This window comes from Rhizobium deserti (genome assembly GCF_004358025.1).
GTDB lineage: Bacteria > Pseudomonadota > Alphaproteobacteria > Rhizobiales > Rhizobiaceae > Neorhizobium > Neorhizobium deserti.
Genome location: NZ_SMTL01000001.1, coordinates 500,818 through 515,302 on the forward strand (window position 1 = coordinate 500,818; position 14,485 = coordinate 515,302).

The 14,485-nt window shown below is 62.3% G+C and carries 13 protein-coding genes; 7 read left to right on the forward strand and 6 right to left on the reverse strand.

The features are described from left to right. Nucleotides 1–155 precede the first annotated feature (155 nt). Together E2F50_RS02470 and E2F50_RS02475 are read right to left on the reverse strand one after the other, a co-directional pair. Nucleotides 156–2,060, reverse strand: coding sequence for a methyl-accepting chemotaxis protein (locus E2F50_RS02470; protein ID WP_133314472.1), 1,905 nt, complete (start codon nt 2,058–2,060; stop codon nt 156–158). Between the two features lie 170 nt (nt 2,061–2,230). Further along, entirely contained in the window at nt 2,231–4,084 is a 1,854-nt protein-coding gene (locus E2F50_RS02475) for an ABC transporter ATP-binding protein (protein WP_133314473.1), read from the reverse strand. A 343-nt stretch (nt 4,085–4,427) separates the two neighbouring features. On the opposite strand from E2F50_RS02475, the gene E2F50_RS02480 reads away from it, so the two are divergent. Beyond that, entirely contained in the window at nt 4,428–4,913 is a 486-nt protein-coding gene (locus E2F50_RS02480) for a tRNA (cytidine(34)-2'-O)-methyltransferase (RefSeq protein ID WP_133314474.1), read from the forward strand. A 12-nt stretch (nt 4,914–4,925) separates the two neighbouring features. On the opposite strand, the gene E2F50_RS02485 is transcribed toward E2F50_RS02480, so the two are convergent. Further along, the gene (locus tag E2F50_RS02485) at nt 4,926–5,183 is read right to left on the reverse strand and encodes a hypothetical protein (protein ID WP_133314475.1); all 258 of its coding nucleotides are present in this window, start codon (nt 5,181–5,183) and stop codon (nt 4,926–4,928) included. A gap of 175 nt (nt 5,184–5,358) precedes the next feature. On the opposite strand from E2F50_RS02485, the gene hemF reads away from it, so the two are divergent. The 3 genes from hemF (at nt 5,359) to E2F50_RS02500 (ending at nt 6,961) form a co-directional block, all read left to right on the forward strand. Beyond that, on the forward strand, nt 5,359–6,285 hold the full coding sequence (hemF, locus tag E2F50_RS02490) for an oxygen-dependent coproporphyrinogen oxidase (protein ID WP_133314476.1): 927 nt from the start codon (nt 5,359–5,361) through the stop codon (nt 6,283–6,285). Between the two features lie 119 nt (nt 6,286–6,404). Further along, a complete protein-coding gene (locus E2F50_RS02495; RefSeq protein ID WP_133314477.1) occupies nt 6,405–6,677 on the forward strand; it encodes a hypothetical protein in 273 nt (90 codons plus the stop codon). A gap of 92 nt (nt 6,678–6,769) precedes the next feature. Beyond that, nucleotides 6,770–6,961 (forward strand): DUF1059 domain-containing protein, encoded by a 192-nt coding sequence (locus E2F50_RS02500; RefSeq protein ID WP_133314478.1) that lies wholly within the window; start codon nt 6,770–6,772, stop codon nt 6,959–6,961. Nucleotides 6,962–6,964: 3 nt separating this feature from the next. On the opposite strand, the gene E2F50_RS02505 is transcribed toward E2F50_RS02500, so the two are convergent. From E2F50_RS02505 to E2F50_RS02515, 3 genes are read right to left on the reverse strand one after another with little or no spacing between them, the layout of a single operon-like run. Continuing rightward, the gene (locus E2F50_RS02505) at nt 6,965–8,227 is read right to left on the reverse strand and encodes a CCA tRNA nucleotidyltransferase (RefSeq protein ID WP_133314479.1); all 1,263 of its coding nucleotides are present in this window, start codon (nt 8,225–8,227) and stop codon (nt 6,965–6,967) included. Beyond that, nucleotides 8,224–8,856, reverse strand: a complete 633-nt coding sequence (locus E2F50_RS02510; RefSeq protein ID WP_133315200.1) for a CoA pyrophosphatase — start codon at nt 8,854–8,856, stop codon at nt 8,224–8,226. The genes E2F50_RS02505 and E2F50_RS02510 overlap by 4 nt, the downstream gene beginning before the upstream one ends. Then, entirely contained in the window at nt 8,856–9,482 is a 627-nt protein-coding gene (locus E2F50_RS02515; protein ID WP_133314480.1) for a DUF1285 domain-containing protein, read from the reverse strand. Before E2F50_RS02515 ends, E2F50_RS02510 begins: the two co-directional genes overlap by 1 nt. A gap of 194 nt (nt 9,483–9,676) precedes the next feature. Here E2F50_RS02515 and E2F50_RS02520 point away from each other — a divergent pair, with 194 nt between their 5' ends. Genes E2F50_RS02520 through E2F50_RS02530 form a run of 3 tightly spaced genes read left to right on the forward strand, consistent with a single transcriptional unit; the run spans nt 9,677 to nt 14,478 of the window. Further along, entirely contained in the window at nt 9,677–10,690 is a 1,014-nt protein-coding gene (locus E2F50_RS02520; protein ID WP_133314481.1) for an AAA family ATPase, read from the forward strand. 36 nt (nt 10,691–10,726) lie between these two features. After that, entirely contained in the window at nt 10,727–11,650 is a 924-nt protein-coding gene (locus E2F50_RS02525; RefSeq protein ID WP_133314482.1) for a DUF58 domain-containing protein, read from the forward strand. Further along, on the forward strand, nt 11,647–14,478 hold the full coding sequence (locus E2F50_RS02530) for a DUF4159 domain-containing protein (RefSeq protein WP_133314483.1): 2,832 nt from the start codon (nt 11,647–11,649) through the stop codon (nt 14,476–14,478). The genes E2F50_RS02525 and E2F50_RS02530 overlap by 4 nt, the downstream gene beginning before the upstream one ends. The last annotated feature ends 7 nt before the right edge of the window (nt 14,479–14,485 follow it).

Genomic DNA, 14,485 nt, shown 5'->3' on the forward strand with positions numbered 1-14,485 from the left:
AATGGGCAAAGCGAAAGCCACCCGGATCCGCCTTACATTTTCGTAAGCCGGGCCTCCTTAGCGACGCCTTGGTATGAGCAGCTCAGCGCTGCAAACAAAAAGGGCCGGCTTTGAAGCCGGCGCCGTTCTTCAGGCGGATCTTGTCGCGTAGCCGGTCAGAATTCAGACCATTGCGCCACCGGCTGAGCACCGCCGAAGGCGCGGGCGAGCTTCTGTCCCATGGCGCGTGCGGGAGAAGCAGCCGGTTGCGAACTGGCCGAGGCAGCACGGACCGGCGCAGAGGCCGCTATACCGAGTTCGAACTGGTTCAAAAGCGCGATCAGCGAGCCCGCTTCCCTGGCAAGCCCATGCGATGCCGCCGTCGTCTGCTCCACCATGGCAGCGTTCTTCTGCGTCCCCTGGTCCATCTGGTTGACCGCCACATTGATCTCGTTCAGGCCGGTCGACTGTTCGCGCGCCGTGGTCACGATGCCGGCCACCAGGCGGTTGATGTCCTGCACCTCGACGACAATCTGCTCCAGCGCCTTGCCGGTCTCGCCGACCAGCGTCACGCCGTTCTGCACCTGCGCGCCGGATTTGATGATCAGCGCCTTGATCTCGCGCGCCGCCTGGGCCGAGCGCTGCGCCAGTTCGCGCACTTCCTGGGCGACGACCGCAAAGCCCTTGCCCGCTTCGCCGGCCCTTGCCGCCTCGACGCCGGCATTGAGCGCCAGCAGGTTGGTCTGGAAGGCGATGTCGTCGATGACGCCGATAATATTGCCGATCTCGCTCGACGACCGCTCGATCTCCTGCATGGCGGCAACCGCATCGCGGACGATGGCGCCGGAGCGTTCCGCCCCGGCCCGCGTCTTTTCGACCAGCTGTCCCGCTTCGCCGGCGCGCTGCGAGGAATCTTTGACCGCTGTGGTCACCTCTTCGAGCGCTGCCGCGGTTTCTTCGACGGAGGCCGCCTGCTGCTCCGTGCGCTTGGACAGATCGTCAGCGGCAGAGCGGATCTCGCTTGCGCCGGCGTCGATCGCCCGGGCATTGTCGCCGACGGAGCGTAGCACCGTCTGCAGCTTTTCAACGGAATCGTTGAAGTTGAGACGCAACTGGTCGAGCTGACCGGAGAACGGCTGCTGCAGCCGAACCGTCATGTCACCATCCGAAAGGCTTTTCAGGCCGGACGCAAGACCTTGGACGGCGAAGGAAACATCCGCCGCTTCGCGTGCTTTCTGCTCTTCACGGGCAATCCGTTCCTTTTCGCCCATGCTGCGATTGGCTTCGGTTTCCTGTTCCAGCCGTTCGCGTTCCAGGGCATTGTCGCGGAACACGGCCACGGCGGCGGCCATTTCGCCTATTTCATCGCGACGGCCGGCATACCGGATTTCGGCCTGATTGTCTCGGCCCGCCAAGGCCTGCATGGAGGCCGTGATATCGGTGATCGGCCTGGTGACACGAAACAGGCTGAGCAATGCTGCACCGAATGCAATAGCAACGGCGAAGATAACGCCAAGAATGGTCGACACATAAACGAATTGGGCGGCCTGGTCGACCGCCTGCTGATCTTCCATGCCGCGCGTCTTGTTGTCGTTGATCAGATCCTGCAGGACCTTGCCGGCCTCGGCGCCCTTCGGCACCATGCTGGCAATGACGTCCTTGGCTTCGTAAATCCTCGACGTGCTGATCAGTTGCACGAACTGCGCACCGAGTGCGTCGAACTCCGCCATCATCTTGTCCAGCGTTTCGAACTTGGCCTTGGCTTCCAGACCACTTGCCTCGCCGAAGCTCTGGAAGGCATCTGCCCGAGCCTTGTTGGCTGCCTGCAACTGCTCCAGCAATTGCTTCTTTTCATCTGCCGAGCCGGCGGCGAGCGTCATGAAATAGAGACGCCGGACATCGGAAAACAGCCTGTCCATATTCGCAATCATCAGCGATTGCTCCATGCGATCGCTGATATTGTCGGACTGCGCGTCCAGCTGAGCCACCGAGCGCATGCCCAAAGCTCCCTGGATGATGAGGATCAAAACGGCCAGGCCAAAAAGGGCGGGAAGAAGAACTTTGATTTTTATCGTGCTCATTATCTCATCACCGGCAGGAATAAGGGAACAGTGCCATGCACATGCGCCTTTCCCTGACAGCATAGGATAAAGAAAAAATTACCTACATCGGGCGATTTCCGATCCAACTTGCACCACGGGCAGAAGGACCTCAGGCCACCAGGGCCGGAGGTCCTTCAACGTCGGCCTGGTCACTCGGCCGCTGCATCTTCCGCGACATCATCGCCGATGAAACCGCCGGATTGGCGCTTCCAAAGGTCGGCATAAAGACCTCCCGCCTCCGCCAGTTGATGATGCGTTCCGATCTCGACGATTTGGCCGCGATCGAGCACGATCAGCCTGTCCATTTCCGTCAATGTCGACAGGCGGTGAGCAATCGCAATCACGGTCTTGCCTTGCATCAGTGCGAACAGGTTCTCCTGGATGGCTGCCTCGACTTCCGAATCGAGCGCCGAAGTCGCCTCGTCGAGCACCAGGATCGGCGCGTCCTTGAGGAAGACCCGGGCGATGGCGATCCGCTGCCGCTGGCCACCTGACAGCTTGACACCGCGCTCGCCGACATGGGCATCGAGGCCGCGCCTCCCCTGCATGTCCGACAGGCCTTCGACGAAGTCCCAGGCATTGGCGCGCCTTGCCGCTTCGATAATGTCGGCATCGGTCGCATCCGGTTTGCCATAGGCGATATTGTCGCGGATCGAGCGGTGCAGCAGCGATGTATCCTGCGTCACCACGCCGATCAGCGAGCGGAGGCTGTCTTGCGTCACCGTTGCAATATCCTGCCCATCGATGGTGATGCGGCCGCCTTCCAGGTCGAAGAAGCGCAAGAGCAGGTTCATCAGCGTCGTCTTGCCGGCGCCGGAGCGCCCAACCAGGCCGATCCTCTCACCCGCCGCGATGTCGAGCGTCAGGCCGTTGATGATGCCGCCGCCCTTGCCGTAATGGAAGCGGACATTGTCATAGAGGATATGACCCTTGCGGGCGTTCAAGGCTGCGGCGTCCGGCAGATCCATGACGTCGTGCGGCTTCTTCATCATCGAAATGCCGTCATAAACGGTGCCGATATTCTCAAACAGCGCCGAGACTTCCCACATCACCCATTGCGACATGCCGTTGATGCGCATGGCAAGACCGATGGCGATCGCGATGGCGCCGATCTCGATGGCGCCGTCGAGCCAGAACCAGATCGACAGGCCGCCGATAACGAACAGGGCCAGGCAGTTGTAGAAGTAGACGAGCACCTGGAACATCGTCACCTTGCGCATCTGCCCGTGAACCGTCTTCAGAAACACGTCCATGGCATCGCGTGCATAAGCTTCCTCGCGACCCGCATGCGAGAACAGCTTCACGGTTGCGATGTTGGTATAGCTGTCGACGACCCGGCCGGTCATCATCGAGCGCGCATCCGCCTGCTCGGCGGAGATCTTGCGAAGGCGTGGCACGTAATAGGCGACCGTCGACGAATAGGCGATGATCCAGACGACGAGCGGCACGGCCAGCCGCAGGTCGGCGTTGGCCACCACCGCAACCATGGAAATGAAATAGGTGAGGACGTAAACGAAAACGTCGAGCACTTTCATCACCGTCTCGCGGATGGCAAGCGAGGTCTGCATGACCTTCGTCGATATACGGCCGGCGAATTCATTGGCAAAGAAGGTCATCGAATGCCGCAGCAGGAAACGGTGCATTTGCCAGCGGGCGATCATAGGGAAATTCCCCATCAGGATCTGGTGCATGATCAGCGAGTTCAGCCCGGCCACCAGCGGTAGCCCGATCAGGACGACGAAAGCCATGAAGACGAGCCTCGTCCCCTCGGTCGCCAGAAAGGTCGTCCGGTCGGCATGCGACAGCCAGTCGACGATCTGGCCGAGGAACTGGAAGAGCATGACCTCACCGATGGCGATCAGCATGGTGCAGGCCGACATGATCACCACCCAGGGCCAGACCGGCCTGGTATAGTGCCAAAGGAACCCGACAAGGCGGGAGGGCGGAAGCGTCGGCGTTTCCTCCGGATAAGGATTGATGCGCCGTTCGAACCAGGAAAACATGGATTGCTCCGTAAGCCTGACAGCCGCTCGCACCTGTGGCAGCTCAGTGCCGAGGTGGAGGGCGAAACTGAAATGATCGGGGCCGGTTATGGCCGCGGGATGGTTGAGGAAAGTTGCGTGGAAACCGCGAGCGCCTAAGCCAGAATTCCAATGGTCTGGCGTCGGAGGCGCAAAAGCACGGTCATGTCCATGTAGGCCTCCAAGGCTGGCGTTAAAGATGTGCCAGTCTTTTAGCCGCTCGCCCGAACGTTGAAAAGGGAAATCGACGCCTTCCCTCTTGCTGCATCTTTGCCACCAACGAAAACGCTTGAGGCGAGCGCGTTACTTCGCCTAGACAGCCATCATGACCCACCTTCGCATCGCCCTTTACCAGCCCGACATTCCGGGCAATACCGGCACTATTCTCCGGCTCGCCGCCTGTCTCGGGCTTGGCGTCGACATCATTGAGCCAGCCGGCTTCGACATTTCCGACCGCAACCTGAAACGCTCCGGCATGGACTATCTTTCCAGCGTGACCCTGGTGCGACATATCAACTGGGAGCGGTTCGACCAATGGCGCCGCAGCGAGGATCGCCGGCTTGTTTTGGCCTCTACCAAGGCCGCCCTGCCCTATACGCGCTTCGAATTCAAATGCGATGACATCCTACTTTTCGGTCGTGAAAGTGCTGGCGTGCCGGACCATGTTCACGAGGCGGCCGATGGTCGCGTCCTGATCCCGATGGTGGAGGGGCAACGTTCGATCAATGTCGCCATGTCGGCCGCCATGATTACAGGCGAAGCTTTGCGCCAGACGATTTGGAATCCAACAGGTTTATCATCAACGATCTGATCTCACCGGAAGCTAGTCTGCTGTCGGCAGCCGGCGCATGGTGAACTCGATCTGGTCACCTTCAACCTGGCGCCAGCTTTCCACTTCCGTCCAATACGCGGCCTTTGGAAATTCATCGAACCATTCGCGCGCCTTCTCGCGCGCTTCCTGCCGGGACAAGAGGAATGTCTGGCGCACGAACATGCCGTTTCGCCCGCCGGCCTTTTCCTGCCGGTGGCGATCGATTCTGCGCTTCAGCCCGTCGAGCGGCGGGGGTGTGAACTTCGCCATGAAAGCCTCCGATCCGCACCTCTAAGGCGAGCAAGATAGTATTTGATGGCACGCTTTGCGAGTCCGAATTTCCACCTGCGACAACCGGTGGAATGGCCCACGACAGCCAGATTTGCTAATGCGGCCCAAAGGCAAATGCGAATCGCGCAGGCATCGGCGATGAGGGGATCGAGACATGGAACGGCCGGTACTGCCAAAGGGCTTGCCCGCGGATATCGAAGATAAGAAGGCGGCGGCAAGAGCCTGGTTCGAGAGCCTGCGTGATACGATCTGCGCGTCTTTCGAAGCACTGGAAGACGAGCTTTCGGGTCCACTTGCCGACCAGCCGCCCGGCCGGTTCTTCAAAAAGGACTGGCAGCGAGCCAAGGGAGAAGACGGCGGCGAAGGCGGCGGCGGCACCATGTCGATGATGGATGGCCGGGTCTTCGAAAAGGTCGGCGTCCATACGTCCACAGTGCACGGCGAATTCTCGGCCGATTTCCGCAGTCAGATCCCTGGTGCCGACGAGGATCCGCGTTTCTGGGCCTCGGGGATTTCCCTGATCGCTCATCCGGTCAATCCCAATGTGCCCGCCGTCCATATGAATACTCGCATGGTCGTCACCTCCAGCCACTGGTTCGGTGGCGGTGCCGACCTGACGCCGGTCCTCGACCGCCGCCGTACCCAGGAAGACCCTGACACGGTGCTCTTCCATCGGGTCATGGAGATCACCTGCAAGCGACATGAGGCGGTTGCCGATTACGACCGCTACAAGGCTTGGTGCGACGAGTATTTCTTCCTCAAGCACCGCAACGAGGCGCGCGGCATCGGCGGCATCTTCTTCGATTGGCTTCATCCGGACGCAGAGAAAGGCGGATGGGAAGCGGATTTCGCTTTCGTTCAGGATGTCGGACGCGCCTTCAACATGGTCTACCCGAAGATCGTCCGCGGCAACTTCAACAAACCCTGGACGGAAGAAGACCGTGACGAACAGTTGATCCGCCGCGGACGGTATGTGGAATTCAACCTTCTCTATGACCGCGGCACCATTTTCGGCCTCAAGACCGGCGGCAATGTGGAGTCTATTCTGTCCTCTCTGCCCCCAGTCGTGCGCTGGCCCTGACAGGCGCTTTGGGCGAATCCGGGACCGCTAATAAAGGTGTTTTGAGAATCGCTTTTCCGGTGCTAGCCTGCCTTTCGGCCGCGCCGGAGGAGGTTCGGTCGTAGCGGAGGAGGATCGTTATGAGCGCACCGAAAAGCCTGTCCGGCCTGGCCGAACAGCAGGACCAACACCGTTCCCTCGACACGTCGGAAATGATCGACCGGCTCGCCACTGAAATGCGGGCACGTAGCGCTGGCGAATTGCCGCACGCCTTTTATGTGGAGCAGGTCATGCGTCAGCTGGCCGGCAAGAACATCCGGACATCTGCCGCCAATGACGAGCCGGCCCAAGACTTAGCCCAGGACAAGGACCAGCAGATTTCCGTGTTTCACGCCTGGGCGCTTTCCGAATAGCCTTGGGAACGCCCAAGCGAAATGCTGGTTAAACTGAGCGGAAGGGAGATCAAACGCTTCCGCTCCGAAGCAACAGTGAGAGGAGGAATGTCATGCGATTGTTTGAATGCGGTACGCTCGTCCCGGGCTGCGAATGGCATACCCGCGCGGAAGAGGACGCCGAAGTCATCCGACGAGCCGTCGAGCACCTGCGCGACACGCACGGCGAGCAGGTCATTCGTGAGACCGTGGTCGACAACATCAAGGCACGCATTCGCGACGAAGGCAGCGCCGAGGCCGCCTGACGGTCAGAGCGAGCTCGCGATCATCTCGTCGAGCCGGGTGGAAAGCGCCGCCCGGTCGAGCGCGAAATTGTGTTCGACCCAGAAATCCTCGAGCGTTTTCAGCACTTCTCCAACACGTCGGCCGGCTGGCACGCCCGCCGCGACCACATCGGCGCCGCTTAACGGGAATACCGGCTTGCGATAATCCTGTGCCCGCTTGAGCAGGACTGAGAGCCGGGCCGACTTGCGCATTGCCATCGGATCGCCTTCCGCGGCAGCGCGCGCGCCGGCCAGCCCAAGCTTGATGCGCAGGATCAGGCCTTCCGTGCCGTGCCGGTAGAGCAGCCGATCGAAGCCGACATCCGTCACCTCATCGGGCAGAACCGGCGCATGAGCCCATACCAGCAGGCGCCCGGCATCCGCCTTCGACATTTTCAGCCGCTTGGCCATCTCCTCCATCCGTGCGGCATCCGGCGGCACAATGGCCGCCAGCCGCAGAACGGCGTCCGGTGCCCAGCCCAGCGACCTTTCCGCAGCGACAAGCGGATGAATGGAATCGATGCCCCACTTTTCCGTCTCGGGCACGATCTGCGTCAGCACGCCGACCTGGCGCATCCAGAGCAGTGCCCGCGACGGATCGGCAGCGCCGAGCAGCTTCTTTGTTTCCGACCAGACCCGCTCCGCCGAAAGCGTCGCCAGCTTCTCTTTAGCCCTTGCGCAAGCGCGCAGGCCTTCGGCATCCGGCCGCCCCGAACCGTAATAGGCAAAGAAGCGAAAGAAGCGGAGGATCCGCAAATAGTCTTCCTCGATGCGCTGCGCCGCATCGCCAATAAAACGGATCGTCTGCGTTTCTATATCGGCAAGTCCGCCGACGAAATCGATGACCTCGCCTCGGCGGTTCGCATAAAGCGCATTGATGGTAAGGTCGCGGCGTTCGGCATCGGCCTGCCAATCAGTCCCGAAGGCTACCTTGGCATGTCGCCCGTCCGTTTCGATGTCGCGCCTGAGCGTCGTCACCTCGAATGGCTGCCGGTCCACCACCAGTGTTACGGTCCCATGCTCGATGCCGGTCGGCACCGCCTGGATGCCCGCCTTTTCAGCCCGCGCGATCACCAGTTGGGGCAGAAGAGTCGTGGCAATGTCGATGTCTGCTACCGCCAGGCCCATCAGCGCGTTGCGGACGGCGCCGCCGGCAATCCGTGCCTCGCCACCCTCGCCGTTCAGCAGATCAAGGACGCTCTGCAGCGCCGGATCGTGAAACCAGCTCTCTCCCGCAACCGAAGTCATGCATAAAGCCTTTCATACATCGTTCTCAATATGCCCGCCGTAACGCCCCAGATGTTGCGCTCCTCGAAGGGCATCAGATAGAAATGCCGTTCCGTCCCCTCGAAGATCCGTGAGCTTCGCTGGTGGTTCGCCTCGTCCATCAGGAACGACAAGGGCACTTCGAAAACCTCGTGGACTTCCGTCGGATTGGGTTTTAAATCAAAGCCGGGCCGGACTACCGAGAGAACCGGCGTAATGCGAAATCCCGTCGTGGTGTAATAGGTCGGAAGCCGGCCGACGGTATCGACAAAATGCGGCACAAGGCCGATTTCCTCTTCAGCTTCCCGCAGGGCGGCCTGTTCAGGCGAACCATCTTCTGGATCGATCGCGCCGCCCGGAAAAGCGATCTGGCCGGAATGCTTCCTCAGCGTCGCTGTCCGCTGGGTCAGGATGACCCTGGCATCGTCGCCGTCATCCACCACCGGCACCAGCACGGCCGCGTCCCTGAGCTTCAGGCCGGACGCGTAATCCACAAGCGTCGGATTGAGCAGATGGTCGCCGTGCTCGCGAGCGGCATCTTCCACCGGGCTGCCATTCTGGCTCAGCGCCCGTTGACGGAATGCGTCGGCGGAGAAACGCGGGGCATCCATCATTGCGACAGGAGATCCAGTTCCGCAGCCGGCATGATCGGAAAAACCTCTCCAGCCGAACGGACTGCAAACATGTCTGCGCCGTCGACGTCTACAGTCTCGCCCAAAGCCACCAGATCATACATCACGCCTCTCGTCACCAGGGCCTCAAGCCGCCCCCGAACAAGAAGATAGGGCTTCAGCTGCCGATTTTCGCCGGCGATCTTGAACCGCAGCGGATGCTCGGCGCCCGCCTCCACCACGTCGCCGACATTGGTGCGGAAGGAAAGCACCGGCTGGCCGTCCCGCTCCGTCACCTGCATTTCCACAGCGAGAAAGGGAGCATCGACGACTTTGATCCCGACCTTTTCCACAGGCGTCACAAGATAGGTCCTGCCGTCATCATCCTTGCGCAAGACGGTCGAAAACAGCCTGACCAGCGGCGCGCGACCTATAGGCGTGCCCATGTAGAACCAGCTTCCGTCAGACCGGATTTCTATGTCGATATCGCCGCAGAAAGGCGGATACCACTTGTGGACGGGTGGCAGGCCTCGATTGCCGTCTCCGCCTGCCTGCTCCGAAGCGCGCGAAATCAGAGCCGCAAGTCCCGCAGCGTCGCTGGCCGAATTAGTTGACTGTGCTGCCATCTTTCAGTCCCGGTTCAACCGTAAGCACTCCACACGGCACTTGTTCCTCACGAGATAGTCATTCGAAACGTGCTTGTCAGCCATCTTTCGGGGAATAAGTTTGGTTCGATGGGCGTCTGCTGCGATGCAGCGATTCGCCGCGGGGATGAAGCTCGGAGTTGGAAGCCTTCCGGTTCTGGATGATGGAGAGCGACATGGGCATGATGAATTCCGCTGAAACCGCTCTTGATGAGAAGACCATCATCGCATCGGCCGAGAAGGCTTTGTCCGATATTGCTGCCATTCGCGCAGAGGTCGCCAAGGTCATCTTCGGCCAGGAAAAGGTCGTCGAGAACACGCTGCTGGCTGTTCTATCCGGTGGCCATGCGCTGCTGGTCGGCGTGCCGGGCCTGGCCAAAACCAAGCTCGTCACCACGCTCGGCTCGGTCCTCGGGCTCGGCTCCAACCGCATCCAGTTCACGCCGGACCTGATGCCCTCCGATATCCTCGGCTCCGAAGTCATGGACACGGACGAAGCCGGCCGCCGCTCCTTCCGCTTCGTCAAGGGCCCCATCTTCGGACAGCTTCTGATGGCGGACGAGATCAACCGCGCCTCGCCGCGTACTCAGTCGGCGCTGCTGCAGGCCATGCAGGAGTACCATATCACTGTCGCCGGGCAACGCTATGATCTGCCTGCCCCCTTCCATGTGCTGGCGACCCAGAACCCGCTGGAGCAGGAAGGTACCTATCCGCTCCCGGAAGCCCAGCTGGACCGCTTCCTCCTGCAGGTCGACGTGCTTTACCCGGAACTGGCTGCCGAGCGGCAGATCCTGCTCGAAACCACCGGCCTTTCCGAAACCAAGCCGCGCAGCGTCATAGACGCGGCCAGGCTGCAGGAGATTCAGGTTCTGATCCGCCAGATGCCGGTCAGCGACAAGGTCGTCGACGCCATCCTGTCCCTTGTCCGTTCCGCCCGCCCCGGCCATGGCAATGCGGCCACCGACAAGCAGGTCGCCTGGGGTCCCGGCCCGCGCGCCGGCCAATCGCTGATGCTGACTGCCCGCGCCCGCGCCCTTTACGAGGGCCGCCTCGCACCGTCGCTCGACGATGTCTATGCGCTGGCCGAGCCGGTGCTGGAACATCGTATGGCACTGACCTTCGCCGCCCGCGCAGAAGGCATGTCGGTGCGCGACGTTATCGCCGGCCTGGTGAAGCAGGCGCGGGGCTGAAGCGCCGATAACAGAGCGCCCTGGAAAGGAACCTGCGTGGCATCCATTGGCCAGACCGTCGAGCAGACACCCGGTAGCGAGGTTCTTTCCCGTGCCCAGCAGCGGGCCATGCTGGTGCCCGATTGCATGGTCGAGGCCAAACGCATAGCCAACACCGTCATTGCCGGCTGGCACGGGCGCCGCAAGCGCGGCATTGGCGAGAACTTCTGGCAGTTCCGCCCCTATGCGGAAGGCGAAAGCCTGTCGCGCATTGATTGGCGTCGTTCGGCTCGCGACGATCATACCTATGTCCGCGACCGTGAATGGGAAGCAGCCCATACGGTTTGGCTCTGGGCCGATCTTTCACCCTCGATGATGTACAAATCGACCCTGGCGCAGGTCTCGAAAGAAAGCCGTGCGCTAGTGATCATGCTGGCGCTGGCGGAAATTCTTGCCCGCTCCGGCGAGCGGATCGGCTGCCCCGGCATTCTTGAGCCGGTGTCCGCCCGCAATGCCGCCGAAAGGCTGGCCACGGCCATTATGCATGCGTCGCCGGCTACCGGCCTGCCGGAAACTGCCATGATCCGCGGCCAGAGCGATATTGTTCTGATCGGCGATTTTCTCGACGACGCTGACAGGGTGATGGAGCGCATCACTCCACTAGGCCGCCGCGGCCTGCGCGGCCATGTGGTAGAAATTGCCGACCCGGCGGAAGAAACCTTCCCCTACAGCGGGCGCACAGAGTTTACCGATCCGGAAACCGGTGAAAAGCTTGTGTCCGGACGCGCCGAGACCATTCGCGAGGATTACCAGCGCGCCTACGCTGCTCGTCGCATGGCGCTGGGCGAAGCGCTCCGTCGGCTGGGCTGGAGCTTCGTCTTCAACCGCACGGATCATCTGGCCTCCGAGGCGCTGGTCGCAGTACACGGCTATCTGTCGGGCATGCCAGCTCAGCGCGCCGTCGCGGGGAGCAGAGCATGAGTGCGCTTGCCTTCGCCAATCCCGCCATGCTTTTCGGCCTTATGGCCCTGCCGGTCATCTGGTGGCTGCTGCGGCTGACACCGCCGCGACCGCGGGCGGAAGTCTTTCCGCCGCTGAGGATCCTTGCCACGGTCCTGAAACGCGAGGAAACGCCATCCAAGAGCCCCTGGTGGCTTACCTTGCTGCGCATGGCTCTGGCCGCCGCCGTCGTTCTGGCGATCGCCGATCCGGTCCTCAACCCGCGGGCCAGTTCCGTTGCTACAGGCGGCCCGTTAGTGCTGTTCATCGACAACGGCTGGGCGACCGCTGCCGATTGGGAACGCCGCGTCCAGACGGCCGACCTGCTGATCGACGACGCCGAAAGTGCCGAACTGCCCGTATCGATTGCCTTCACCGCCGATGCGAGCCAGGAGCCGGCGCCCGGCACTGCCGCAGCTGCCCGCGAAAAGCTGGCGGCCGCCAGCCCCAAGCCGCTGGTGCCGGATCGCGTCCGGGCAGCCAAGGCTTTGAGCGAAGCTCTCCAAGGCACACGCCCGGGCACCTTGGCGATGATTTCGGACGGCATCGCAACAGCCGGTGACAGCGAAGCCATGACCCTCCTCAACGGCCTGTCGGCCACCAACACCCGCCTCATCGAGGGCACTGGCCTCAGCGCCGTGGCTGTCACCGATGCAACCAACAATGCCGCGGCCATGAGCGTGACGGCGACGCGGCTTGCCACGACATCAGCCCAGCAATTCGGGGTGGATGCGCTCGACAGCCAGGGCCGCTCGCTTGCGTCAGGAACGCTCGCCTTCGCGCCCGGTGCCGCTACTGCGACGGCGCAAATCAACGCGCCGTTCGAACTGCGCAACGATCTTGCCCGCCTCAGCGTCCAGGGATTAGCCACAGCCGGCGCCGCACATCTTCTCGACGACGGCTTCAAACGTCGGCGCATCGCTCTTCTCGCCGGCGACAGCGGCAATGATCTGCAGCCGTTGCTCCTGCCGCTCTACTACATCAGCCGGGCACTCGAGCCCTATGCGGATATCATCGAGCCCCGCACGGCGGATCTCGCAACCTCCATACCCGAACTTCTGGCCAGCAATCCATCGGCAATCATTATGGCCGATATCGGTCGCCTGCCGGGCGAAACCTACGCGCCGCTGCAGCAATGGCTGGCGCGCGGCGGCACCCTGATCCGCTTTGCCGGCCCGCGTCTGGCGGCCGCACCGGCCGACGATCCGCTGGTGCCCGTCGTCCTGCGCCAAGGTGAGCGGGCACTGGGCGGTGCCATGTCCTGGTCGGAGCCGCAGCCGCTCGCCGATTTTCCGAATTTCGGTCCCTTTGCCGGCATGCCGCGCGCCAGCGACATCACCGTCACCCGCCAGGTTTTGGCAGAACCGACACCCGACTTGGCAGAACGTACCTGGGCGAGCCTTGCCGACGGCACGCCGCTCGTCACCACCAGACAGGTGGAAGCCGGCCGTATCGTCCTCTTCCATACGAGCGCCGAGGCCACTTGGTCGAACCTTCCGCTTTCCGGCCAGTTCGTCGATATGCTGCGTCGCCTCGTTCAGCTCGCCCGTGCCGGCGGTGCGGCGACTGGCGCAGGCGGTGACGCCGCAGCAGCCCTTCCGCCATACCGTCTGCTGACGGCCGATGGCATTTTGACAACGGAAACCGGAACCGCACGACCCATTTCCATAGCGCCAGGCCAGACACCCGTTGCGAGCTTCGACCACCCGCCTGGGCTTTACGGCACAGAGGATGGCTATAATGCCGTCAACCTGCTGGCCCCGCGCAGCGTGATCGCGCCGTTCGAGGCCGCTGCCGACGGCCGCCCTCTGGTGCGCGAAGGGCTTGCAGGCGGCGAGGCCGTGTCGCTTCGGCCTGCCCTCTTCGCCGCAGCCTTTGCGCTTCTGGTGCTGGACAGCCTTGTCGTCCTGTTCATGAACGGCGCCTTCTCGCGCAGGCCCGGGCGGCGTCGGGCAGCCGGGCCTGCCGCTGCCGCCATGGCTTTCCTTGCGCTGGGCCTGCTGACGCTCCAACCGGGGCAATCGCATGCCCAGGAGCTCCAGCCCGGACAGGGCGCCAAGCCAGGCGATGAGCAGATCCTCGAGCGCCTCGACACGACCCATCTTGCCTACGTCATAACCGGCGAAAGTGACGTCGATCGCATTTCGGAACAGGGGCTGGAGGGCCTGAGCCAGTTTCTGACCTACCGCACGACCCTTGAGCCGGGCGCACCCGTGGGCGTCGACATCAGTAAGGACGAACTGTCCTTCTACCCGATCATCTACTGGCCGATTTCAGCAACCGCCCCCATGCCCTCGCAAGCCGCCATCTCCCGGATCGACGCCTATATGCGCGGTGGCGGAACGGTGCTTTTCGATACCCGCGACCAGTTCTCGTCGCTGGACGGCGGCTCCAGTGCCAATGCACAGCGGCTACAGGCTATCCTCGCCAATATCGACATTCCACCGCTCGAGCCGACTCCAGAAAATCACGTGCTGACCCGCTCCTTCTACCTGTTGAAGGAGTTTCCCGGCCGTTATTCCGGCAGCCCGCTTTGGGTCGAAGCGCGTCAGGATGCCCGCAATAGCGGCACTGAGCTCTCCTCCACCGGAGACGGCGTCACGCCGCTGCTGATCACCGGCAATGACTTTGCCGGCGCCTGGGCCATTGATACGCAAGGCGCACCGGTTCTGCCGACAGTGCCGGCGGACGAGATGCAGCGGGAATATGCCTATCGCTCGGGCGTCAACATCATGATGTACATGCTGACCGGCAATTACAAAGCCGACCAGGTGCATGTCCCGGCGCTCCTCGAGCGGCTGGGCCAGTAAGGCGGGA